The sequence below is a fragment of the Sphingomonas sp. QA11 genome (assembly GCF_028473665.1).
Lineage (GTDB): Bacteria > Pseudomonadota > Alphaproteobacteria > Sphingomonadales > Sphingomonadaceae > Sphingomonas > Sphingomonas phytovorans.
Map to the genome: position 1 here is coordinate 2199926 of NZ_CP098774.1, position 21308 is coordinate 2221233.

At 65.8% G+C, this 21308-nt stretch carries 29 protein-coding genes, 2 tRNA genes and 1 pseudogene; 9 read left to right on the top strand and 23 right to left on the bottom strand.

The window, feature by feature from the left end:
* Positions 1 to 49 precede the first annotated feature (49 nt).
* From NDN01_RS10180 to NDN01_RS10210, 7 genes and pseudogenes are all read left to right on the top strand, one after another.
* A complete protein-coding gene (locus NDN01_RS10180; protein ID WP_272627268.1) occupies positions 50 to 421 on the top strand; it encodes a hypothetical protein in 372 nt (123 codons plus the stop codon).
* 119 nt (positions 422 to 540) lie between these two features.
* Positions 541 to 786 (top strand): DUF2312 domain-containing protein, encoded by a 246-nt coding sequence (locus NDN01_RS10185; protein WP_272628159.1) that lies wholly within the window; start codon positions 541 to 543, stop codon positions 784 to 786.
* The gene (locus NDN01_RS10190) at positions 783 to 929 is read left to right on the top strand and encodes a hypothetical protein (RefSeq protein WP_272627269.1); all 147 of its coding nucleotides are present in this window, start codon (positions 783 to 785) and stop codon (positions 927 to 929) included. The genes NDN01_RS10185 and NDN01_RS10190 overlap by 4 nt, the downstream gene beginning before the upstream one ends.
* Positions 929 to 1111 carry a hypothetical protein gene (locus NDN01_RS10195; protein ID WP_272627270.1) on the top strand — a complete coding sequence of 61 codons (183 nt, stop codon included), beginning with the start codon at positions 929 to 931 and terminating at the stop codon, positions 1109 to 1111. Before NDN01_RS10190 ends, NDN01_RS10195 begins: the two co-directional genes overlap by 1 nt.
* Positions 1108 to 1404 carry a hypothetical protein gene (locus NDN01_RS10200; RefSeq protein WP_272627271.1) on the top strand — a complete coding sequence of 99 codons (297 nt, stop codon included), beginning with the start codon at positions 1108 to 1110 and terminating at the stop codon, positions 1402 to 1404. Before NDN01_RS10195 ends, NDN01_RS10200 begins: the two co-directional genes overlap by 4 nt.
* Positions 1401 to 1697, top strand: a complete 297-nt coding sequence (locus tag NDN01_RS10205) for a hypothetical protein (RefSeq protein WP_272627272.1) — start codon at positions 1401 to 1403, stop codon at positions 1695 to 1697. Before NDN01_RS10200 ends, NDN01_RS10205 begins: the two co-directional genes overlap by 4 nt.
* Positions 1698 to 1796: 99 nt before the next feature.
* A pseudogene (locus tag NDN01_RS10210) lies at positions 1797 to 2813 on the top strand (recombinase family protein); the annotation flags it as partial.
* Positions 2814 to 2969: 156 nt separating this feature from the next.
* Here the strand turns inward: NDN01_RS10210 and NDN01_RS10215 are convergent.
* The 5 genes from NDN01_RS10215 to NDN01_RS10235 form a co-directional block, all read right to left on the bottom strand.
* Positions 2970 to 3296 (bottom strand): hypothetical protein, encoded by a 327-nt coding sequence (locus NDN01_RS10215; RefSeq protein ID WP_272627273.1) that lies wholly within the window; start codon positions 3294 to 3296, stop codon positions 2970 to 2972.
* 100 nt (positions 3297 to 3396) lie between these two features.
* Positions 3397 to 3473: transfer RNA gene (locus tag NDN01_RS10220), tRNA-Met, on the bottom strand.
* A 46-nt stretch (positions 3474 to 3519) separates the two neighbouring features.
* On the bottom strand, positions 3520 to 4035 hold the full coding sequence (locus NDN01_RS10225; protein ID WP_272627274.1) for a 2'-5' RNA ligase family protein: 516 nt from the start codon (positions 4033 to 4035) through the stop codon (positions 3520 to 3522).
* On the bottom strand, positions 4032 to 5939 hold the full coding sequence (locus NDN01_RS10230; protein WP_443025241.1) for a potassium transporter Kup: 1908 nt from the start codon (positions 5937 to 5939) through the stop codon (positions 4032 to 4034). The genes NDN01_RS10225 and NDN01_RS10230 overlap by 4 nt, the downstream gene beginning before the upstream one ends.
* Positions 5940 to 6097: 158 nt before the next feature.
* Positions 6098 to 6538, bottom strand: a complete 441-nt coding sequence (locus NDN01_RS10235) for an Lrp/AsnC family transcriptional regulator (protein ID WP_272627275.1) — start codon at positions 6536 to 6538, stop codon at positions 6098 to 6100.
* 129 nt (positions 6539 to 6667) lie between these two features.
* Between NDN01_RS10235 and ald the strand changes: the two genes are divergently transcribed.
* The gene (ald, locus tag NDN01_RS10240; RefSeq protein WP_272627276.1) at positions 6668 to 7774 is read left to right on the top strand and encodes an alanine dehydrogenase; all 1107 of its coding nucleotides are present in this window, start codon (positions 6668 to 6670) and stop codon (positions 7772 to 7774) included.
* Between the two features lie 60 nt (positions 7775 to 7834).
* Here the strand turns inward: ald and NDN01_RS10245 are convergent, their stop codons facing one another.
* The 8 genes from NDN01_RS10245 to NDN01_RS10275 form a co-directional block, all read right to left on the bottom strand.
* Positions 7835 to 8521, bottom strand: coding sequence for a tetratricopeptide repeat protein (locus NDN01_RS10245; protein WP_272627277.1), 687 nt, complete (start codon positions 8519 to 8521; stop codon positions 7835 to 7837).
* Positions 8482 to 8886: a cytochrome c-type biogenesis protein gene (locus NDN01_RS10250; protein WP_272627278.1), complete on the bottom strand. Its 405-nt coding sequence runs from the start codon at positions 8884 to 8886 to the stop codon at positions 8482 to 8484. The genes NDN01_RS10245 and NDN01_RS10250 overlap by 40 nt, the downstream gene beginning before the upstream one ends.
* Positions 8883 to 9410, bottom strand: a complete 528-nt coding sequence (locus NDN01_RS10255; RefSeq protein WP_272627279.1) for a redoxin family protein — start codon at positions 9408 to 9410, stop codon at positions 8883 to 8885. Before NDN01_RS10255 ends, NDN01_RS10250 begins: the two co-directional genes overlap by 4 nt.
* The gene (locus NDN01_RS10260) at positions 9407 to 11413 is read right to left on the bottom strand and encodes a heme lyase CcmF/NrfE family subunit (protein ID WP_272627280.1); all 2007 of its coding nucleotides are present in this window, start codon (positions 11411 to 11413) and stop codon (positions 9407 to 9409) included. Before NDN01_RS10260 ends, NDN01_RS10255 begins: the two co-directional genes overlap by 4 nt.
* Positions 11410 to 11844 carry a cytochrome c maturation protein CcmE gene (ccmE, locus tag NDN01_RS10265; protein WP_272627281.1) on the bottom strand — a complete coding sequence of 145 codons (435 nt, stop codon included), beginning with the start codon at positions 11842 to 11844 and terminating at the stop codon, positions 11410 to 11412. The genes NDN01_RS10260 and ccmE overlap by 4 nt, the downstream gene beginning before the upstream one ends.
* On the bottom strand, positions 11841 to 11948 hold the full coding sequence (ccmD, locus tag NDN01_RS25885; protein WP_336298365.1) for a heme exporter protein CcmD: 108 nt from the start codon (positions 11946 to 11948) through the stop codon (positions 11841 to 11843). Before ccmD ends, ccmE begins: the two co-directional genes overlap by 4 nt.
* Complete coding sequence (gene ccmC, locus NDN01_RS10270; protein ID WP_272627282.1) at positions 11945 to 12667, bottom strand: heme ABC transporter permease CcmC; 723 nt, start codon at positions 12665 to 12667, stop codon at positions 11945 to 11947. Before ccmC ends, ccmD begins: the two co-directional genes overlap by 4 nt.
* A 174-nt stretch (positions 12668 to 12841) precedes the next feature.
* Complete coding sequence (locus NDN01_RS10275; RefSeq protein WP_272627283.1) at positions 12842 to 13984, bottom strand: FAD-dependent oxidoreductase; 1143 nt, start codon at positions 13982 to 13984, stop codon at positions 12842 to 12844.
* Positions 13985 to 14039: 55 nt separating this feature from the next.
* Between NDN01_RS10275 and NDN01_RS10280 the strand changes: the two genes are divergently transcribed.
* A complete protein-coding gene (locus NDN01_RS10280) occupies positions 14040 to 14486 on the top strand; it encodes a MarR family winged helix-turn-helix transcriptional regulator (protein ID WP_272627284.1) in 447 nt (148 codons plus the stop codon).
* Positions 14487 to 14613: 127 nt separating this feature from the next.
* On the opposite strand, the gene NDN01_RS10285 is transcribed toward NDN01_RS10280, so the two are convergent.
* The 10 genes from NDN01_RS10285 to gspG form a co-directional block, all read right to left on the bottom strand.
* Positions 14614 to 15666: a Glu/Leu/Phe/Val family dehydrogenase gene (locus tag NDN01_RS10285; protein ID WP_272627285.1), complete on the bottom strand. Its 1053-nt coding sequence runs from the start codon at positions 15664 to 15666 to the stop codon at positions 14614 to 14616.
* 25 nt (positions 15667 to 15691) lie between these two features.
* Positions 15692 to 15768 (bottom strand) — tRNA-His (locus NDN01_RS10290).
* Positions 15769 to 15916: 148 nt separating this feature from the next.
* Positions 15917 to 16642 carry a type II secretion system protein N gene (locus NDN01_RS10295; RefSeq protein ID WP_272627286.1) on the bottom strand — a complete coding sequence of 242 codons (726 nt, stop codon included), beginning with the start codon at positions 16640 to 16642 and terminating at the stop codon, positions 15917 to 15919.
* A complete protein-coding gene (gene gspM / locus NDN01_RS10300) occupies positions 16639 to 17118 on the bottom strand; it encodes a type II secretion system protein GspM (RefSeq protein WP_272627287.1) in 480 nt (159 codons plus the stop codon). The genes NDN01_RS10295 and gspM overlap by 4 nt, the downstream gene beginning before the upstream one ends.
* Positions 17115 to 18206 (bottom strand): type II secretion system protein GspL, encoded by a 1092-nt coding sequence (gene gspL / locus NDN01_RS10305; RefSeq protein WP_272627288.1) that lies wholly within the window; start codon positions 18204 to 18206, stop codon positions 17115 to 17117. The genes gspM and gspL overlap by 4 nt, the downstream gene beginning before the upstream one ends.
* Entirely contained in the window at positions 18203 to 19189 is a 987-nt protein-coding gene (gene gspK, locus NDN01_RS10310; RefSeq protein ID WP_272627289.1) for a type II secretion system minor pseudopilin GspK, read from the bottom strand. The genes gspL and gspK overlap by 4 nt, the downstream gene beginning before the upstream one ends.
* On the bottom strand, positions 19179 to 19892 hold the full coding sequence (gspJ, locus tag NDN01_RS10315; RefSeq protein ID WP_272627290.1) for a type II secretion system minor pseudopilin GspJ: 714 nt from the start codon (positions 19890 to 19892) through the stop codon (positions 19179 to 19181). The genes gspK and gspJ overlap by 11 nt, the downstream gene beginning before the upstream one ends.
* Positions 19889 to 20263, bottom strand: a complete 375-nt coding sequence (gene gspI, locus NDN01_RS10320) for a type II secretion system minor pseudopilin GspI (RefSeq protein WP_272627291.1) — start codon at positions 20261 to 20263, stop codon at positions 19889 to 19891. The genes gspJ and gspI overlap by 4 nt, the downstream gene beginning before the upstream one ends.
* A complete protein-coding gene (locus NDN01_RS10325; RefSeq protein WP_272627292.1) occupies positions 20263 to 20685 on the bottom strand; it encodes a GspH/FimT family pseudopilin in 423 nt (140 codons plus the stop codon). The genes gspI and NDN01_RS10325 overlap by 1 nt, the downstream gene beginning before the upstream one ends.
* 93 nt (positions 20686 to 20778) lie before the next feature.
* Positions 20779 to 21294 (bottom strand): type II secretion system major pseudopilin GspG, encoded by a 516-nt coding sequence (gene gspG, locus NDN01_RS10330; protein ID WP_272627293.1) that lies wholly within the window; start codon positions 21292 to 21294, stop codon positions 20779 to 20781.
* Positions 21295 to 21308 lie beyond the last annotated feature (14 nt).

The following is a 21308-nucleotide window of genomic DNA, read 5'->3' on the forward strand; positions in this document are numbered from 1 at the left end:
CCAGATCCCGCACGGCCGAACGCCGGCGCCCCCTGCCCCGCTCGCGCCCATGACAGCGGCCGGATATATCCGATTGCGTCGCCTGTCGGCCGGCTTCACCGTCGAGCAGGTCGCCGAGCGCCTTGCTCCCCGCATGCGCGATCGTAGCGAAGCCATCGCCCTGATCCGGATGCTCGAGACGGACGGCGCCCGCGCCCGACACAATGCGACGCTTTCGGCATTGGCCCGCGTCTTTCCCTTCGATCTGGCGGTCTATCGCCAGCTCCTGGACGAACCGGCCGATCGCCACCCCGCCATTTGCCGAGGCTGTGGCTGCACGCATTGGGATCCCTGCGAGGATCAGCAACGCATGTGCGGCTGGGCGACGCCTGATCAGTGCACCCGCTGCGCAACGCGCGACGGTCTCGGGCAATCGTCATGACCGCGATGACGATGCGCGCCGTCCCGGACGGCAATGGCGGCTTCCGCCATGTCCCTACGCCGTTCGTCCCGGTCGTTGTCGGCAAGGGCAAGAAGCGCAAGCCAGTCCCGGCCGACCCGATCCGGACCAACGGCGATAGCGGCGCCGAGCAGTTGCGCCTGTTCATCGAACGCCTCGAGCGGCTGTTTGAGGAACGCGCCGGCATCAGCGACGATATCCGCGACGTGGAGGCCGAACTCAAATCGACCGGCTTCGACATCAAGGGTGTCCGCGCGATTCTCGCCCTGCGCCGCCAGGAGAAGCATCACCGCGACGAATTCGAGGGCATCCTCGAAACGTACAAGATCGCGCTGGGCCTCGCATGACGCCGCGCCTCCCCACCCCGATCGTGCCGGCGCCCGCGCCGCGCCGCAGCCGGATCCGCACGGTCCTTGTCGTGATCGCCGCGCTGCTCGCCGCCCCCTTCGTCCTCGTGGCCTTCGTCGCCAGCCTCAACAGGAGCCGCTGATGCCCCGTATAGCACCGACAATTCATCCCATGTGGTGCGCCTGCGAAAAATGCCGCCCCGATCGCGGCATCGCCTATCGCAACGCCACGCTGATCATCGCGATCGGCGGCTCGATCGCCATGGCGATCGACCGCGCCGGCCTCACGCCGTCGATCGCGACGGCGCTGGGAATCATGCCGTGAAGGCCCGGCGTCATATCTGCGACGTGCCCAATTGCGGCGCGACCCGCCAGCGCTGGCAACGGCTCTGCGAGAATTGCTTCGCGCGCCTCCCCGGCGAGATCCGCGTGGGCATCGCCGAAGCGCACCACCAGAAGCGCAACATGGACTGGCGCCGCCTGCGCAAGCGCGCCGCCGAATTCCTCAACCTCGCCGGCCCCGGCGCCGGCCTCCCCGCCACCTGCAAGCACCGCGTCTCCCTGGCCCGCGTGATCGAGCTGCAGCAACGGATCCTCGGCGAAAGGCCCGACGCATGACATTCGCCCGGCGCCAGGCGCGCATGGCAAAAGAGCGCCCCATCACTGACAAGCACATTCTGTGGGCATCGTGGTTGCTCGGGGCCGCAAGCTATTACCATCCGGGGAAGCTGCGCGGTCCTCTGCATCCGGACGCCCGACGGGAGTATGAAGCCGGCGCGAGCGCCGCAGCGAGCGGATATGTGAAAATTCCGAACCTAAACGAAGCGTTCGAAATGGCGCGCCACGTTCAGGCCGGGAACCCGCCGCATACTTACCGGGGATCACAGATCGCACTGGCGATCGACGCCTGACGGTGACCCGCAGCCTTCATTTTGACCTAGCGATCGCAATTGCCGAGGATCTCGCCGCAGAGGATGCTGCGCGGGACGACTCGCGCAAGGACCCAGCAAATGACGTCTCCCCGGCCGCGAGCGGCTATATACGCCCGCTTCAGCACCGACCTGCAGAATGCGAGGTCGGCAGAGGATCAGGTCCGCGTCTGCAGGTCATACGCGGATCGTGAGGGCTGGGAGGTGGTCGAGGTCTATTCTGATCTCGCCGTCTCCGGAACCACAAGCAATCGCCCAGGATTGAACGCCCTCCTGCAGGCGGCTGACACCGGGGCCTATGACATCGTCCTGGCCGAGGCACTTGATCGCATCGCTCGCAACCAGGCCGACACCGCCACCATCTACGCCCGTCTCGACTTCGCAGATGTGGAACTCTTCACCGTCTCGGAGAACCGCGTCAACGAGCTGCATGTCGGCATGCTCGGCACGATGAACGCGCTCTTCGTGAAGGAGCTGGGCAACAAGATTCGGCGCGGGCAGAAAGGCGTGGTCGCGCGCGGCAGGATCCCGGGCGGACTTTGCTACGGCTATGAGCCGGCGCCACAGCTCCTCCCGGATGGCACGATCGAGCGAGGCCATCGGCGCATCGTGGAGACAGAAGCCGAAGTGATTCGGCGCATCTTTGCGGCCTATCTTGCGGGAGATAGCCCCAAGGCGATCTGCCATGCTCTCAATCGCGACGGCATCCCGTCTCCTCGAGGCGGCGAATGGCGCGCCACAACCATTAACGGGTCTCGCGGCCGCCAGAACGGCATCCTGCACAACCCGGCCTATGCCGGGAAGATTGCCTACAATCGCGTTCGCATGATGCGGGATCCGGGGACGAGGAAACGCGTGTCGCGGCCGAACGCTGGCGCCGATCAGATCGAAGGTGACGCACCCGAGCTGCGCATCATCGATGAGGCGACCTGGTCAGCGGTGCAGGAGCGCACCGAGGCCAGGCAGCATGTGCCGGCACACCGTCAGCGCCGGCCGAGGCATCTCCTCTCCGGCCTGGTCCGATGCGGCGAATGCGGAGGACCTTACACCATCGTCAGCGCTGATCGCTGGGGCTGCATCCGTCATCGCGAATCGGGCACCTGTGGCAATCCGCGCCGGGTCGGTACCCGAGATCTGGAAAGCCGCGTCCTGGGGGGCTTGCAGGAGAAGTTGCTCGCACCCGATGTCGTCGCGGCGGTGGTGAAGCGGTACCACGAGGCTCGAGCAGACCAGCGGGCTAAGATGGCCAAGGGCCTACGCGCGTCGGAGAAACGGGTCGATGACCTGAAACTTGAAATCAAGCGCCTGGTCGACGCAATCGCCGTAGGTGCCGACTTCCGCGAAATGAAGGACGCGATCACCGATCGGCGCGAGCAACTCGCCATCGCAGAGGCCCAGCTCGCCGAGCATCAGGCGCTTCCGACGCTGATCCTGCATCCTGCGATTGTGGAGGCCTATCGCCGGCGCATCTCGCTCCTCGGCCAGGCGATCACCAAAGGCGAACAGGCCCGCAAATACGCACCTATCATCCGCGACCTTATCGAATCGGTGGTGGTGAAAAATTCGCCAGAACACCCCCAAGGCGCCTCAATCGAGGTCGCCGGAAGCCTAGCCAGCGTCCTGGGGCTGGCCACTGGCCAACCCCAAACGAAACTCGATGGCGGATACCCCACTGTAAAAGTGGTAGCGGAGGAGGGACTTGAACCCCCGACCCCAGGATTATGATTCCCGTGCTCTAACCAGCTGAGCTACTCCGCCCCAGCCATTCGAGAGCGGCGCCTATAGGAGCGCATCCCCGTCCCGGTCAAGCGAACATATGCCGCGACAGCGGCGCCCACGGTCCCCCGCGATACCACCAGCTCGCCAGCCCCGCGATCGCCACTGGACGCGGCCTGAAATCAGCCTCCAGCATTCGCAGCAATGCCCTGGCCTTTTCGGGCGAGACCTTGTTCTGGATCGTCACGTGCGGTCGCCAGCCGGCCCGGTCCTGCGGCATCAGCATCGGCGCAAAAGCTTCGGCCAGCCGCGCGCGGATATCGGCCAGTCCGGGGCTCTCGATCCGAAGGGCAACGCCACCGCCGAGCGACATAAGCCCCGCCATCCATGCCTGGGGTGGCCTGGCACCGCGGGTCTCCCCTGCCAGCCGATGCTTCAGCTCCGCCTCAAGCGACGGGGCGAGATGATGGAACATCGTCAGATGCGCATCCAACCGGTTGTGCTCCGGCGGGAAATGCGCCCGTCGCAAGCCATCGAACCAGGCGCTGTCAGCCTTGCCGAACAGGGCCGTGACGATGATCGGGGTCGGGGCCGACTCACTCAAATCTCGAGCTGGCTACCGAGTTCGACCACGCGGTTGGTCGGTAGGCGGAAGAACTCCATCGCGCTTTCGGCGTTGCGGAGCATCCAGGCGAACAGCTTCTCGCGCCAGATCATCATGCCCGGCCGCGCCGAAGGCAGCAGCGTCTGTCGCGCGAGGAAGAAGCTGGTGTCCATCATCCGGAAGTCGGTGCCGCATTGATGCACACGCGACAGCGCCGCGGGCACGTCCGGTTCCTCGATGAAACCATAGCGCAGGATCATGCGATGGAAACCGTCGCCCAGATTCTCGAGCTTGAAACGCTCCGATTCGGGCAGATAAGGCGCGTCCATGATCTTCACGGTCAGCAGCACGACTCGCTCGTGCAGCACCTTATTGTGCTTGAGATTGTGGAGCAGCGCATGCGGCACGCCCTCGGGCGACGAGGTCATGAACACAGCGGTACCGGGAACTCGGGTCGCCGAGCTCGCCGCTGACGAGATGAACACCTTGATCGGCATTGCCGCCTCGCGCATCCGGTCGATCATCAGCTGCCGCCCCTTCGACCAAGTCGTCAGGAAAGTGAAGATGATGAACCCGACCAGCAGCGGGAACCAGCCGCCCGACGGCACCTTGGTCAAGTTCGCCGCGAAATAGGCCCCGTCGACCATGAAGAAGACGGCCAGAAGCGGGATCGCGTAGTATTTCGGCCAGTGCCACAGCCTGAACAGCACGACCGACAGCAGGCAGGTATCGATCAGCATCGCCCCCGTCACCGCGATGCCATAGGCCGACGTGAGGTTGGACGAGGTGCGGAAGAACATCACCAGCAGCAGCACCATCACCAGCAGCGCCCAGTTGACCAGCGGAATGTAGATCTGCCCCGCGGTCGCGGCGTTGGTATGCTCGATCCTGAGGCGCGGGATGAAGCCGAGCTGGATCGCCTGCTGAGTCACCGAGAAAGCGCCGGAGATCACCGCCTGGCTGGCGATCACCGCCGCCGCCGTGGCAAGCACGACCAGCGGAAGCTGCAGGCTCTCTGGCGCTAGCATATAGAAGGGACTGCGCAATGCGGCGGCGCCTTCGCGGGACAGCAGGGCACCCTGCCCCATATAGTTCAGCATCAGCGCCGGCAGCACGAAGAACAGCCAGGACACGCGGATCGGGTTGCGCCCGAAATGCCCCATGTCAGCGTAGAGCGCCTCGGCGCCCGTCACCGCCAGCACGACCGAGCCCAGCGCGAGGAAGGCGCGGACCGGATCGAGCATGAAGAACTTGACCGCATAATGCGGCGAGAACGCCCAGAGAATATCAGGGGTGTGGACGATGCTGATCAGGCCGAGCGTTGCGATCACGGCGAAATAGGCAAGCATGATCGGCCCGAAGAACAACCCGACGCGCGACGTGCCGTTGCGCTGGATCATGAACAGGCCGATGATGATCAGCACCGCGATGGGCAGCACCAGGCTGCCGAAAGCAGGCGCCGCGACGGCGAGACCCTCGACCGCGGACAGCACCGACACCGCCGGCGTGATCATACTGTCGCCGTAGAACAGGGCTGTCGCGAACACGCCGAGCAGGATGATCCCGTTCGACCAGCGGCGAGTCTTGGTCTGGCCCGAAATCAGCGCCAGCAACGCCAGACTGCCGCCCTCGCCCTTGTTGTCGGCACGCATGATGATCGAGACATATTTGAACGTCACCACGACCATCATCGACCAGAACATCAGGCTGACGACGCCCATGATGTGCGCCGGGTCGAGCGCGAGCTTGTGATGGCCGGCAAAGGTCTCGCGAAAGGCGTAGAGCGGACTCGTGCCGATATCGCCGAACACGACGCCGATCGCGCCGAGCGCGAGCTTGGCGAGACCGTCCTTGTGGTGATGGATGGCGGATGCCGTTGCCTCCGCGGGCGCGGACTCATCCACGCTTGGCGAGTCACTGCTCACGGACGGGTCAATCTTGCCCGATTTTCAACGATATAGGCCATGGGTGAACCGAACTGCGCCCCTGCGTTCGAAGAGGCGGCGCATTAGCACGGGCCCAATGCCCCCGCAACGTCACCCGGATTGGGGCAGCAACGCACCTATTCCTCCGTTGCCAGGGTACGGATGGTGAACTGGGTGACAAGCCGGTGGACGCCGGGCAGCGCAGACAGCACCTCGCGGTGGATGCGTTCGTAGCTGTCGTCCTCCCGAACGAGCACCTTGAGCAGGTAATCCGATTCCCCGCTCATCAGATGCGCCTCCCTGACCTGTGTGGTCGAGGCAAGCGCCTGTTCGAACGCCATCATCGTCGCCTGACGCTGATCGGTCAGCGTGACCGAAACGAATACGGTGGAAGGGTTGCCTCGCGCGGCCGGCGATAGCCGAGCGCGATAACCGCGGATCAGTCCCTGTTGCTCAAGCGTTTTGACGCGGCGATGCGCTGCCGAGGGCGACAGCCCCACCCTGTCGCCCAGCTCTTCGCTCGTGATACCCGACTCATGCCCGAGCTGCGCGATGATTTTGCGGTCTATACTGTCCATACGGGACTATTTTGCGACAAATCCGCAACATGCACAATCACGTTGCAAACCGCCTCAACCCCGGCCCCAGATTGCAAGTACTTCCCGGGGCGATTGGTGTAGATTCGCGCAAAATCTAGGAGAGCTTCCATGCGCATCGGCGTCCCCAAGGAAATCAAGAACCACGAATACCGCGTCGGTCTGACCCCACCGTCGGTCGCCGAGCTGGTCGCGGCCGGGCACGAACTGTTTGTCCAGACCGGCGCCGGCCTCGGCATCGATTTCGAGGATTCGGATTATGTCGCAGCGGGCGCGACGATCCTGCCGGACGCGGCAAGCGTCTTTGTCAGGTCCGACATGATCGTGAAGGTCAAGGAGCCGCAGCCGGGCGAAGTTGCCATGCTCGAACCGCGCCATCTGCTCTTCACCTATCTCCACCTCGCCGCCGACAAGCCGCAGGCCGAGGGGCTGATGAAGTCCGGTGCGACCTGCATCGCCTATGAAACGGTGACGGCGAACGACCGCTCCCTCCCGCTGCTGAAGCCGATGTCCGAGGTAGCCGGCCGCATGTCGATCCAGGTGGGCGCGCACTATCTCGAAAAGGAACAGGGCGGCCGTGGCGTGCTCCTCGGCGGCGTGCCTGGCGTGGCACCGGCGAGAGTCGCGATCCTTGGCGGCGGCGTGTCTGGCGTCAACGCCGCGCAGATGGCCGTCGGCATGCGCGCCGATGTGACGATCTACGATATCTCGAACGCACGCCTCGCCGAACTCGACATGTTCTTCGGCAGCCAGATCAAGACCGCCTACGCCTCCAAGGCGGCGATCGCCGCAGCCGTGAAGAACGCGCATCTCGTCATCGGTGCCGTGCTGGTGCCGGGCGCCGCCGCGCCGAAGCTGGTCACGCGCGAGATGCTCAAGACGATGAAGCGCGGGTCGGTGCTGGTCGATATCGCGATCGACCAGGGCGGCTGCTTCGAGACGTCGCATGCCACCACGCATGAGGACCCGGTATTCGAGGTCGACGGCGTGATTCATTATTGCGTGGCGAACATGCCCGGCGCGGTCGCCCGCACCTCGGCCTTCGCGCTCAACAATGCCACCCTGCCCTTCGTGATGAAGCTCGCTAGGCTCGGCGCCGAACAAGCGATGAAGGCGGATCCACATCTCGCCAACGGCCTCAACGTTTCGGGCGGCAAGATCCGGCATCAGGCAGTGGCAGAAGCACTCGCCCTCCCGTTCGAACCCTGGAACGCCTGACGTAAGTCGGGCCGGTCCTATCCCAGGATAGCGACCGGCCCGCGTGGCTCGAGTCGAGAGCTAATTGGCCGCAGCGGCACCGCGAGCCTGCTCCGCTGCGGCGAGGAACGCATCGAGACGGGCAAGCTGCGCCGCAATCTCCTTGCGATAGGGCTGCTCGGGTGGGGAAAGTTCAAGTGCCCTGGCCCAGTAAGGCCGGGCCGTCGCATAGTCGCCTGCGCGGATATACGCCAAACCGAGGAAATACGGCGGGGCGGGATGCTCTTTGTTAAGCCCCGCCGCGTGCCTGAATGCGAACAGCGCAGCCGGTGACACCACGCCATCGTGAAGGGAAAGCGCCGATCCAAGCCCGGTCCACAGCGCCAGGCTGCGGGGATATTTGTTTACCCCACCCAATACGGCCCGGACCGCATTCCTTGTATCTCCTGCGCGAGTCAGGCCATCGGCAGCGATCAGATAGGCACCCTCGGCGGTGTAGCGTCCCAGCATCGAATCGCGCAGTTCAGTGAGCGCCGGATCAATCTCGATCGGCTCAGCATTGGCCGCGACCGGATGGCCTGGCAGCAGGGGATCGCCCTGCAATGCATAACCCGCCGCGCCGAGCATCATCGCGGCGCCGACAAAACTCCAGAGCGAGCGCGAAACCCCGCCCAGCCACAGCAAAGCCGCAGAGCCGAGACCGAGCAAGGCAAGCATGATCCAGCCCATCAACCGCGCCGCCTCCTGAAGCTGCCACGTGCCAGCCACGCGCCGGCGGCGAGCATCGCCAGTGGCGCGAGCCACAAGGCCGCGGTCGCGCCGTTGAACGGCGGATCATAGGTCACATAATCACCGTAACGATCGATCAGCCAGCGCCGGACCGATTCCGGGCTCTCTCCCTTCTGGATTCGCTGGCGCACCAGCGCGCGCATGTCGCCCGCCATGTCGGCATCGCTGTCGGCAATCGACTGGCCCTGGCAGACGAGGCAACGCAACGTCACCATCAACGCCTGGGCTTTCGCTTCCTTGGCCGGGTCGCGCAACTGGGTATTGGCAAGCGCAGCGGGCGGAAACCCGCTATCGGCCTGGAGTGGTGCCGCGAGCAGCAGGAACAGGAACGCCAGGCGCTTCATCGCGCCGCCTGCAGGGCGTCGAGGATCGCGGGAATATCATCAGCGCGGATATCGCCGATATGCTGCTTCACGATGCGCCCCTGCCCGTCGATCACGAAGGTTTCCGGCACGCCGGACGAGCCGAGCGACAATTGAACCGCACTCACCTTGTCGTCGCCGATCCGCTCATAGGGATCGCCATTGCGTTTCAGGAAGCCCTGGATCGCCGGACCGGTATCGCGGATCGCGATCGCGTCGATCGGCACCCCCATCGCCTTGAGACGCATCAGATTGGGTGCTTCCGCGATGCAGGGCACGCACCAGCTTGCGAACACGTTGAGCAGGCGCGGCTTGCCCTGCTGGAACGCTTCGCTGCCGAGGCCCGGCTTGGTCGCGATGATCGGCGGCAACGCGAATTTCGGCAATGGTTTACCCACCATCGCGGATTTCACCGTGCGGTCGGCCGGCGCGATCAGCCCGCTCGCCACGACCGCGAACAGCAGGGCAAATGCCCCGAACGGCGCCCAGAGCAGCACCCGCCTCATGCCTCCTCCTCCCGCGCCGCAACGCGCCGCTCGCGTCGCACGCGCCCGAGCAACGACAACGCCCCGCCGAACGCGATCAACGCACCCCCAAGCCATATCAGGGTGACGAAAGGTTTCCACCACAAGCGCAACTGCCAGCGCCCCTGCTCATCCTCCTGACCGAGCACTGTATAAAGCTGTCCGTCTATCTTCGTCGCGATCGCGGATTCGCTGGTGACGGTCGGCGGCGACGCGAAGAAACGGGACTGGGGCCGCAGGGTGAAAGGCGCACCATCACCACGCTTTACAGTCAGCGTGCCTTCTAGCGCCGACCAGTTCGGGCCGATCACCGGGCGGATATGGTCGAGCGTGACCGTGAAGGGTCCGACGCGGTGCGGCTCACCGATCCGTGCCGCCACGAGGGTCTGCTGGGTAAAGGCACTGTCCGAGGCCATGCCGGCCAGGCTGACCGCAATGCCGAGATGCGCGATCACCATGCCCCAGGTGAAGAGCGGCGTCCGGCGCAGGTCACGCTTCCAGAGCGGCGCGATGCTCGCCGCGCCAACCCCCGCTGCCAGCGAAAGACCAAGCAGCGGGAGGATGCCGATCCCGCCGCCAAGCGCCGCGAACGCCGCCAGGGTGACGCCGGTGGCCGCGACCGGCACCGTTATCCGCCCGAGCACCGCGTTCGCGGTGTCGCGACGCCAGCGCATCAGCGGCCCCGCTCCCATGATCGCGACCAGCAGCAGCGCGATCGGCCCGGCGGTCTTGTCGAAGAAGGGCGGCCCGACCGAAAGCTGCACGCCAATGCCGGCGGCGACGATCGGATAGAGCGTGCCGATCAGCACGATGCCGAGGATCACCGACAGCAGCAGGTTGTTGGCGACCAGCGCGCCCTCGCGGCTCACGGGTTCGAAGGTGCTGCCCTGGCGCACCGTCCCGACCCGTGCCGCGAACAGCAGCAGCGCGCCGCCGATATAGAGAGCGAGCAGCACGAGGATGAACGCGCCGCGCTTGGGATCGACCGCAAAGGCATGGACGCTGGTGAGGATGCCCGATCGCACGAGGAAGGTGCCGATCATCGACATCGAAAAGGCGACGACGGCGAGCATTACCGTCCAGGCGCGCAGCCCGTCACGAGTCGCCAGTACCGTCACTGAATGCAGGAGCGCCGTCGCCGCGAGCCAGGGCATCAGCGACGCGTTCTCCACCGGATCCCAGAACCACCAGCCGCCCCAGCCGAGTTCGTAATAGGCCCAGTAGCTGCCGGCGGTGATGCCAAGCGTCAGGAATATCCACGCGCCCAGCACCCAGGGCCGCATCGCGCGGGCGAACGCCGGCCCGACATCGCGTGTCACCAGCGCCCCCACCGCGAAGGAGAAGGCAACCGAGATGCCGACATAGCCGATGTAGAGTGTCGGCGGATGAAAGGCCAAGCCGGGGTCCTGCAGCAACGGGTTCAGCCCATTGCCGTCGGCCGGTGCCGGGTTCAGCCTTGCAAAGGGATTCGAGGAGAACAGCAGAAAGGCGTAGAAACCCAGCGCGATCATCGCCTGCGCGCCGAGCGTCGCGATCAGCGTCGTGCGCTGCAGGCGATGCTCCAGAACTGCCACGGCACCACCCGCCAGCCCGAGGATCGTGACCCAGAGCAGCATCGAGCCCTCATGATTCCCCCAGGCACCGGCGATCTTGTAGATCAGCGGCTTGTCCGAATGGCTGTTCGACGCGACGAGCAGCACCGACATGTCCGACCGGACGAAGACGACCATCAGCAGCAGGAGGGCAAGCCCGGCCAGCAAGCCCTGCACCACCGCAACCGGGCGCACCGCCGAGAGAAGCTGGTCAGTGACCGCGACGTCCTCGACACCGGTGAAGCGCTGTGCCGGAAGCTTTTTGGCGTCTGCTTCCGCTGAGAGAGGAGCGGAAAGCAGCGAGCGCCGGACACCGACCGCCGCCAGCGCAAGCTGCAACGCCGCCAGCGCGGCCGCGAACCACAGCGCGGCAAGACCTGCTTCGGCGATCATTGTTCCAGCGACTTCGTCTCGTGCATCTTGCCCGCGATCTCCGGCGGCATGTATTTCTCGTCATGCTTGGCCAGCAGGTTGGTCGCGGTAAAGCTGCCATCGGGGTTGAAGCTGCCTTCAGCGACCACGCCCGATTTCTCGCGGAACAGGTCGGGCACGATGCCCTTGAACGCGACGGGCACCTTGGCGACGCCGTCGGTGACCATAAAGCGGATCGATATGCCGTCGGGGAGCTTGGCGATCGACCCTGCCTCCACCATGCCGCCCAGCCGTACCGCGCGTCCGATCGGCAGGCCGTCCTTCTTGACGTCGCCCGGCGCGTAGAAGAACGCCGCCTGGTCCTTCAGCGCGGACAGCGCGAGCAATGCAGCGCCGATCACCGCCGCGACGGCGAGCAGGGCGAGGGTCAGCCGTTGATGCTTGGCCTTCATTTACGCTCGCTCCCCCGCATTGCGAGCCAACTCCACAGGACCAGCGCCGAGATCGCGGCTAAGGTGATGCCATAAGCGCTGATGACGAACGGCCAGGGATTCATGCCGCCATCCGCCGCATGCGGGCTTCGGCCTTGGCCGTCGCAAGAAGGGCCCGCATCCGCATCAGCACCACCGCGCCGAAGAGCAGCGAGAAACCGAGCAGCGAGAAGGGCAAGGGCCAGAGGATGGAATTGTCGATGGTCGACTGGGTCAGGCTGATGCTCTGGCCCTGGTGAAGCGTGTTCCACCAGACGACCGAGTAGCGGATGATCGGCAGCAGCACCGACCCGGCGACGCCGTAAATGGCGGGAATACGCCCGTCCCCGCCCCGCTCAGCATCGGCATGGGTAAGCGCCATGAAGCCGAGATAAACGAAGAACAGCAACAGCATCGAGGTAAGCCGCCCGTCCCATTGCCACCAGGTTCCCCAGGTGGGCCGCCCCCAGATCGAACCGGTGACGAGGCAGAGACCGCAGAACACGGCGCCCGGCAGCGCAATCGCGCGCGCCGCGACCATCGCCAGCGGATGCCGCCAGACGAGATAGACGATCGAGCAGAGCGCGATTCCGCTCCAGCCACCCATGCCGAGCGTCGCGGTCGGCACATGGATATGCATGATCCGCACCGTCTCGCCCTGCAGATAGTCAGGCGGGATCCGGAACAGCGCGCCCCAGAGGCCGATCGCGAGCAGCACCAGGCCAGCCCAGAACAGGATGGGTGTCAGTGGCCTGGCGAGCTTGAGGAAGCGCGCGGGGTTGGCGAGGGCGTGAAGGCTGGGCACGTTGGCTTCCGCGTCTAGAGAGAGTCGGGAGGCTACTCAACCGCCCGTTGTATGGATGTCCCAGTGCGCAAGCGTCGCCCATAGCAAATTGTCATCGATACGGATGTATCCTCACCTCGCGGGAAAAATGCGGACTATCGCCAAGCAGATCACGAACGTCGAGATTCGCTCAGGTCAACGGTTGGCTTCCCAGGCCGCAAGGTCGCCCACCCGCGACTGATAATGTTCGAGCACACTGGCGACCCCGCCTGTCGAGACCGTGGCCTGCAAGCCTTCAGCTGCGCCCTCGGCCGCCGGGATCGCGCGTTCAGCGATGGCAGCCTCGCAGCGCTCCACCGCCGGCCAGCCCTCTCCGGAGAGCAGCGCGTCGGCGAGATCGACCGCGTCAGCGAGCGCCAGATTTACGCCTTCGCCTCCGAACGGGGACATGAGATGGGCCGCGTCACCGAGGATGGTCAGGCCCGGCCGGGTGGTCCAGTGGTGGCCGATCGGAAGCGCATAGAGAGGCCGGACAGCGAGAATATCCCCGCGCTCGATCAGCCCGAGCAATGAGGGAGCCCAGCCGGTGAAGGCGCGCAGCACCTCCGCTCGAATCCCTTCAGTCGGGAGGCGGCCCAGTGCCTGCGCCGCGGTCTCCGACATGCGCACCCCTGCATAGCCACGGATATGGCCGTGACCGTTGCGCTGCCCGACAAGGATATGGTTGTCACCGACCGCGAACATCTTGCCACTACCCACCAGCGAATCGACATCCGGGTGGCGTTGCGTGTCGAAGCCAAGTTCCACCATCGTCACCCCCTCATAGGCGGGTCGGGCTGTCGACAATAATGATCGCACACGCGACCAGGCACCATCAGCCCCCACGACGACATCGAAGGTCTCAACGAGGCCGCCCGTGTCGACTTCATAGCGACCGTCCGCGCATGGACGGATGGCTTCGACCCCGCTTGCCCACCGCACGGTGCCAGACGGCAGCGATTGCAGCAGGATCCGGCGCAGTGCCGTACGGTCGATTTCAGGCCTGTCATCACCGGCACCATCTCGATCGAAAAGAAGAGTACCGTCGGCATCGTAGAGCCGGTCGCCCTGATCCTCCGGTCTTGCCTCGGCCAAAAACTCGCACTCCAGACCCGCCGCCAGCATTGCCCGCTGCCCGGTATCAGCATGCAGATCGAGCGAGCCGCCCTGCGGCCGTTCGTCGGCATGGACATCGCGTTCGAACACCGTGGCGGCAACGCCCCGGACGTGGAGCAGCCGGGCCAGCATGAGCCCGCCGGGGCCGCCGCCGATGATCGCGATTCGCGGAATGGTTGTCATATCAGACTCCTGCATATACATAGGGGCCTATATATTAAACATAGGCACCTATGCAATGGCGAATAGCAACTGGAATCCGATGAACACCCCCGGCCATTATTTCAGCCGGATCGCGCGGGGGCTGGCGCGGGTCGGCGATGTGAGGCTCCGGGAACTCGGCCTGGCGACAGCACAATTGCCGGTGCTCACAGCGCTCAAGGACGGGGCGCGGCTTTCCCAGACCGAACTGGCCCATTGGGCAAAGGTCGAACAGCCGACCATGGCGCAGCTTCTCGCACGGATGGAGCGGGACGGTGTGATCCATCGCGAACCCGACCCCCGCGACCGGCGCAGCAGCCTCGTATCGCTGACGCAGGAGGCGCTCGCAAAATTGCCGGCGGGGCGCGTCGTTCTGGAAAGGGGAAACAGGGAAGCGACACAAGGCCTGACGGAAGAGGAGGTCAACCTGCTGCTCGACCTGCTGAGCCGTGTCCTCGCCAATGTGGAAGCGATGGAATCCTGATCATCGGCCGATGACGTATACGCGGGCAGGAGCACCACACCCCGCATTAGCGCCACGACGCCAAAACGGGTTGCGATTACCGCCTTTTCTTTCGGAAATGACCTCCCAGGTCATTTCCCGATCGCGTTCAGGCGCGCCCGATCAGCCGTCCGGCGATCATATCCGCCACGTCGGACGCCGGAGCGCCACTGCGGTCGCTTTCATCCCAGACCTCTACGAGACGATCGGGGATGCGCGCGATTCGAGCCTCGACCTCGGCACGATCACCCTGGCCGAGATATTCAAGGCCGACATTGATGATGCCGCCCGCGTTGATGACGTAGTCCGGCGCGTACAGGATACCGCGCGCCGCGAGTTGGGCTCCGTCGGCCCGGGTCGCAAGCTGGTTGTTCGCGCCGCCAGCGACGATGCTGGTGCGCAGCGCGGCGATCGATTCGCCGGTGAGGATCGCACCGAGCGCATTGGGGCTGACGATATCAGCCTCGATACCCAGGATCGCGTCCGCCGCTGCGGTCTCGGCGCCAAGCTCGGCAGCGAGCGCCGCTGCCTTGTCAGCGTTCACATCAGCCAGCGTAAGGCGCGCACCGTCCTTTGCAAGCAGCCGGGCAAGCCCGCCGCCGACGCTGCCGACGCCCTGGATCGCGACATGCACGCCCTTCATCGAATCCGCCGACAGGCCGCGCTTCGCCGCGGCCTTCACGCCGAGATACACGCCCATCGCCGTGAACGGTCCCGGGTCGCCGCCCGCGCTGCCCGCCGCGACTGGCAGGCCGGAGACGTGACGCGTCATGGTCGCGATGATCTTCATGCTTGCCTCGGACATGCCGACATCCTCGGCCGTCACGTAGCGGCCGCCGAGCGAATCGACCGCCCGGCCGAATGCCTCGAGCTGCGGCACGGTGATCGAATCACCTGGATTCGCCGCCAGCACCACGCCCTTGCCGCCACCCATCGGCAGGCCGGCCATCGCATTCTTGAAGCTCATGCCACGCGACAGGCGAAGCGCATCGGTGATCGCGCCGTCGCTGTCCGCATAGTGCCAGAAGCGCACGCCACCGGCCGCGGGGCCGAGCGTGGTCGAATGCACCGCGATCACCGCCTGAAGGCCGGACGTCGGATCGGTGAAGAGGTGCACGCCCTCATGATCGTCGAAATCGGGGAAGCCCCAGCCGCTGGTCACACGATTTTCCTGGGTGATGAAAAAATGGGGCGACCGACGGGACTTGAACCCGCAACATCCGGCATCACAAGCCGACGCTCTAACCAATTGAACTACGATCGCCGCAGAGCCAGCGCCCCTAGCGGGGGAAAGCAGGCACCGTCAAGATGAGCGTTTCCCCTATCGCAATACCATCCGCCGCTCTCCTTCCGGCGACGCGTCGTATCGGCGGAAGCTTGGGCAATTCCGCCAGCTCCCGCGAATGGGAGAATCAGAAGCGCCCCTCGATCGACAGCCTGTAGCCGTTCGGCGTGGCCTGGAAGCCGTTGAGGACCAGCTTCTCGATTGCGGCGGGATCTCCCGGTTGCACCGTCAGCTCGCCGCGGAATCGGCCCGTGGCCCATAGACGAAGCGCTACCGTCTCAGTTCCCGCCTGGCTGGCCAGCGGGAGCAACAGCGCTCCTGCGTCGCAACGCGCGGCTCCAGTCATGCCCTGGCCGAGATTGATGCCGGCAAGATCGCCGGAGATCGTCGCGCGCACACGCCCTTCGGCCTTCTCGCAATTCCCATCCTGGAAACGGACGCTGACATCGTCGAGTTCGAGCGCCGAGACCGGCACCGGCGCGAAGACGGCACCCGCGGGGAGCGTCGCGGTCAGGTCATCCACGCCGAAGCTGTGGCGGCTGACCCCGATGGCACCGCGAAACGGCCGGGCGGAGCCTCGTCCCGGCCCGGCCAGGTCGATTCGCGCCCGCCCGACGAGGAGCTGGATCGGCGACAGCCCTGCCCGCAGATCGCCCAGCGCCACGCCGCCGAAGCTCGCCTCGCGCAAGGTCCCGTACCAGATGCTTCCGCTCACCTGACGCGCGGTAAGGCCGATATCACCGAGATCGAACCAACCCATGGCGAGGCGCAGCGGCAGCAGGGCGATCAGCGCGACCACGAACACCGCGCCAAAAAAGGCGCGCGGCCCGGTCTTCAGTCGAATTCGTCTCATTGCCCGCGGACCTTCAGCGAAAGCTGGGCCGAGACGGTCTTGTCGCCATTATCGGCGGTGGAAAGCGAATCGACCAGGATGCCGGCGCTTTCGAGGCCCGCGATCCAGCCGAACAACGGGCCTGGCCGGGCGGTGGCGATAGTGATCTGCACCCGATTCGGCCCGTCTGCGGTCACGCTCGCCAGCGCGAAGCCCGCCTCATTGGCCCGGTCGCGGATGACCGTGTCGAGCTGCGCCTCGAGCGGCGCTGGCCGCTGGCGCTGGAGCGATTCCACTTCTTTCACACGGGCCTGAGTCTCGGCAAGCCGGATCAGCGCATCGGCATGGCGTTCGCGCGCCGAGGAGAGGCCGTCGGTGACCGGCCAGATGATGCCTGCCCAGACAAAGGTCAGTGCGGCCAGCGCGACCATGACCAGGAGCATCCGCTGCTCGCGCAGCGAGCGTCCGGTGAACCAGAGGCGCAGGCGCTCGATCATCGCGGGGTCACCGTCAGTTCGCTTGAGAAACGGCCGGCACTCGATTCGATCGTGCTTTGGCGGACGGCAAAGCCGTAGCTTTCTATCCGCAGGCGCAGATCGGTGATCTGCCCCTCGCTTTCCGCCGAAACCGTTGCCCGCAATTCGCCCCCGGCCCCGAAATTCAGGGTTCGTGCTTCTGCCCCCGGCACCGATCGGATCGCGGCGAACACCGCTGCGGCAGTCCGGCTGAAACCAGCGCCGCCGCCACGCAGGCCCGACAGACGCGTGTCGAGCTGGCGATCGGCATTGTTGACTGTCTCGCCGCGCGACAAGCCCTGGCGCGCGAGCAGGTCGGCCTGACGCTCGAGCGAATCGGCGGCGAGATTATTTTTCATGATCTGAACGAGGCTGATCAGCAGAGTCACGCTGAGGATCGCGACGGAAAGCCAGCCAAGCCGGCGGATCAGTCCCCAGTCGATGGAGAAGCGCCGGCGACGCGCGAACGGTCCCTGCCTGAGGTCGAGCGCGGGCGAGACCAGCGCGGCGGCGATCGCGGTTTCCAGTTCGTCGCGGCCAAGCACTGTCGGCGCGACCCCGCCAGTGACCAGTTCAGTCAGCCGCGCTTCGTCGGCGAAGCCGCTGGTCTGGCCGCGAACCACCCCCTCCCCGCCCAGATCGGCGCGGAGATAGCCATGTTCCGGGCGGGGCAGCAGCATCGGCGACGGCACCAGCATCGCGGGATCGACCCCATGCGCGGCGAGCGTTTCGAGCCATGCCTGCATCTGCGCCCCGGAGACGACCGCGATCGGCCGTTCGGCATGGTCGCCCTCGCGTCCTACCGCGACGTGCAGTTCGCCGATCGGCGCAGCGCTGGCATCGCTCACCAGCATCCGCGCAGCCGTCACTGCCTGAGCGGTCGAGCGATCCGGCAGTTCGGCCCAGTGCAGCGTGACCGCGTCAGCCGGCACGACGACGATCGGCGGTTCCGAGTCACCGGGAAGATCGGGTAGCCCCTCGCCGCGCGTGGCGACCACGCCGTCGGCAACGCGCAGCCAGCGCCATGGCGCGTTGCCCGTGGGCAGGAAGAGGGTGAGCGAATCGGTCATGACTGCTCGCCCCAGTGCCGCGAGACGAGCCGCGCGGGAAGCTCCGTCGCGTCGATCAACGCATGTTCTTCCAGTTCGGCGCCCCCCACCGTCGCATCGACCTGCAACGCGAACCAGCCGGTCGTGACAGCGGTCTGCGCCATCGCGTCAGGCGGCGGCGTGATCGCATCGAGGGAAGGCAGCTTCCAGAAGGCGCTGGTGCTTTCGAAGCCATTGGGCGGCCGGCGCAGCAGCACCTGCCGGGCGGCCTCGACCGTCATCGTGTCGGGCATGAGCATCGCGAGCAAGGGCGCCTGTTCCGGGAGCAAGGTGTTGACGTTGATCTTCGAGGGCTTGGCAATCGGCAACGTGCAGAGCCAGGGACGAAGCTTGGCGTAGATCTGCGGCGTGACGCCGGCGACGGCGCGCAACTCGCTCGGATCGGTCATCAGGGTATTGGCGGTACGATACGGAACCGCCTGGCCGCTATAGCTCGAATCCTCGGCTCCCAGATCGAGCGGGCTCGTGTCGGTGTCGATCCAGTCGGACGCAGCAGCGGCGATCGATTCCCCCGACGCACTCGATCCGCCGACCAGCCGGATCAACCGCGCGAACTGGATACGCGACGGGGTAAAGGCGGCGTAGCTGCCGGGCGTGGTCTCGACCGCCAGGCTGTTGAGGTTGAAGCAGTTCCCTCCATCGGACACCTTCGCGGTGGCGAGACCGCCAGGGACCGGGAGCGGGATCGCCCGGCCGCTCCACCCGCCTGCCAGCGTCACACGGCTCTTGTCGCGCGACAGCAGATCGCTGACCTTGGTGAGCGCCAGTGTCTCCGCGGCGAGGCCATAGGCGCGGGCCTGGTCCATCGCGATGGCGTTGCCGCCAAGCCGGGTCGCGAGACGCAGCTTCTCCAGCGCGGTCGCGGCCAGCACCGCGATCACCGCGACGAGCAGCAGCACAGTGAGCAGTGCGGCACCACGTTCAGAAGGACGGTCAGCCCCCATCGGGCACCTTTCGCTTGCCGTATCCGGCACCGACCAGGAACATTTGCCTGAACTCGATCCCGTCGTCGCGCAGGACACGCATCTCCATCGCCTGGGGCAAGGCGTAGATCGGCGTCCCCTGCCAGCGATCGCTCCAGGCGCCGTTGATCCGATAACGGAGCGATACCTGGCGGACACGGGTGAGCATCACCGCCGGCGTTAGTGGCTGCGCGCCATCAAGCATCGGATAGGCGATTCGTTCGAGCGCGCCGTTCGCGACGCGATATTCGACCTTCTGCTCGCTCGGGCGCGGTGCGGCATCCAGATTGTTCCAGCCGCCGCGCACGAGGCGAAGCATCGGTGCGCTGCCCGATCCCGGTTCGCCGGAAAAGGCGGGGAGCAGGTCTCCCGCCTCGTTGCGCGTCTGCCGCTCCATCGCCTGGGCGAGATCGGCCGCCAGGGCGGAGGACAGGCGATTGAGGGCCTGGACATCGTCGAGCTTCGCGTCGGTCGCTGCCTGCGCCCGGACGCTGAACGACAACAGCGCCACGCCAGCGGCGGCGAGCAGGCCGAAGATCAGGAGAGAGATCATCACCTCGACAAGCGTGAAGCCGTGTTCGGCGAAACGCCGAACGGGCGTGAAGCCGTGTTCGGCGAAACGCCGAACGGGCGTGAAGCCGCGCTCCTCCGCCTCTGCGGGCGCGCAGGAGGAGGAGCGTTTCATGATGCCGCCCCGCCAATGGTCGCGACGCGCACCACCGTCAGATGTCCCCGTCGGCTCCCCGTCGAGTCGGCGACCTGGACATCGATGCTGAGGATTCGCGCATCGGCGGTCGGGCGCGTTTCGCGAGTCCAGGTCCAGGCCTTGCCGCCATTCTGCTCGACGCCCTTGGCAATGCCTACGCTCGGCGGTTTGGCGTCGGTCATCGCCTCGATCGCGACATTGCGCGCGACCATCTGCGCGATCAGCGTCGAATCGAGAATCGAGGTGCCGCGGATCGTCGCGCCCTCAAGCCGGATCAGGGCGAGCGCCGCCAGGCTGAACACCGCCAGCGCGACCATCATCTCGATGAGGGTGAATCCCCGGGACCTCATCAGCCGCCGACCTTTACCGATCCATCGGGCGCAATGCTGACGGAGACTTCCTCCGCATCGCGCTTCAGCCGCACGTCGAGCGGCCGGTCGGCGAGGCCGGTCGAATCGAACATGATGCGCTGGCGACCACCGGCATCGGCGATGATCGCGCGAGTGCCCTTGCCCCAGCTTGTCACCCGCAGCGGCTTCTCGCCGATCGGTGCCCAGCTGCCATGGGTCCGCTCGTCGAATCCATAGCCGCCGCCGGAAACCCAGACGCTCACCGGCCGCGCATCGACGATCGCCGATTGCTGCGCCGCGCGCGTCCGTGCCGCGAAGCGTGTCGCCTCATCGAGCAGCCGCCCGTGCGGATCCGGCAATGCCCAGACGACAGCAGCCGACGCCAGCCCGATGATCGTGATGACGATCATCAGTTCGATCAACGTAAAACCATATTCGGCGAAACGCCGAACGGGATTAAAGCCGCGGGCACGCTCTCGCGACCGCGCTCCTGGCAAGGCGGGCGTTCGGAACAACTACTGCCAGCTGCCGATATCGGCATCGGCTCCCTCGCCACCTTCCTTGTTGTCGGCGCCGAGCGTCCAGACGTCGGCATCGCCGTGTTGGCCCGGCGAGGCGTAGAGATAGGGGCGTCCCCACGGATCGTTGGGCAGGCGCTTGATATAGCCGCCACGCTGATACTTCGCCGGATCGGCACCGTCCGGTGCGGTCACCAGAGCCTGCAGGCCCTGCGCCGTCGTGGGATAAACGTCATTCTGCAGCTTGTAATTGTCCAGAGCGCCCTCGATCGTCGAGATATCGGTCTTGGCCTTGATGACCTTGGCCTTCTCGCCGCTCGGGATGACGTTGATCGCGACGATCGTCGCGAGCAGTCCGAGGATGACGATCACGACCATCAGTTCGACAAGCGTGAAGCCGTGTTCGGCAGAACGCCGAACGGGCGTGAAGCCGTGTTCGGCAGAACGCCGAACGGGCGTGAAGCCTTCTTCGCGTTGGCGCTTGCGGATCGGGGCTTTTCGGGGGGTGTTCATGGCGGTCCTCATTA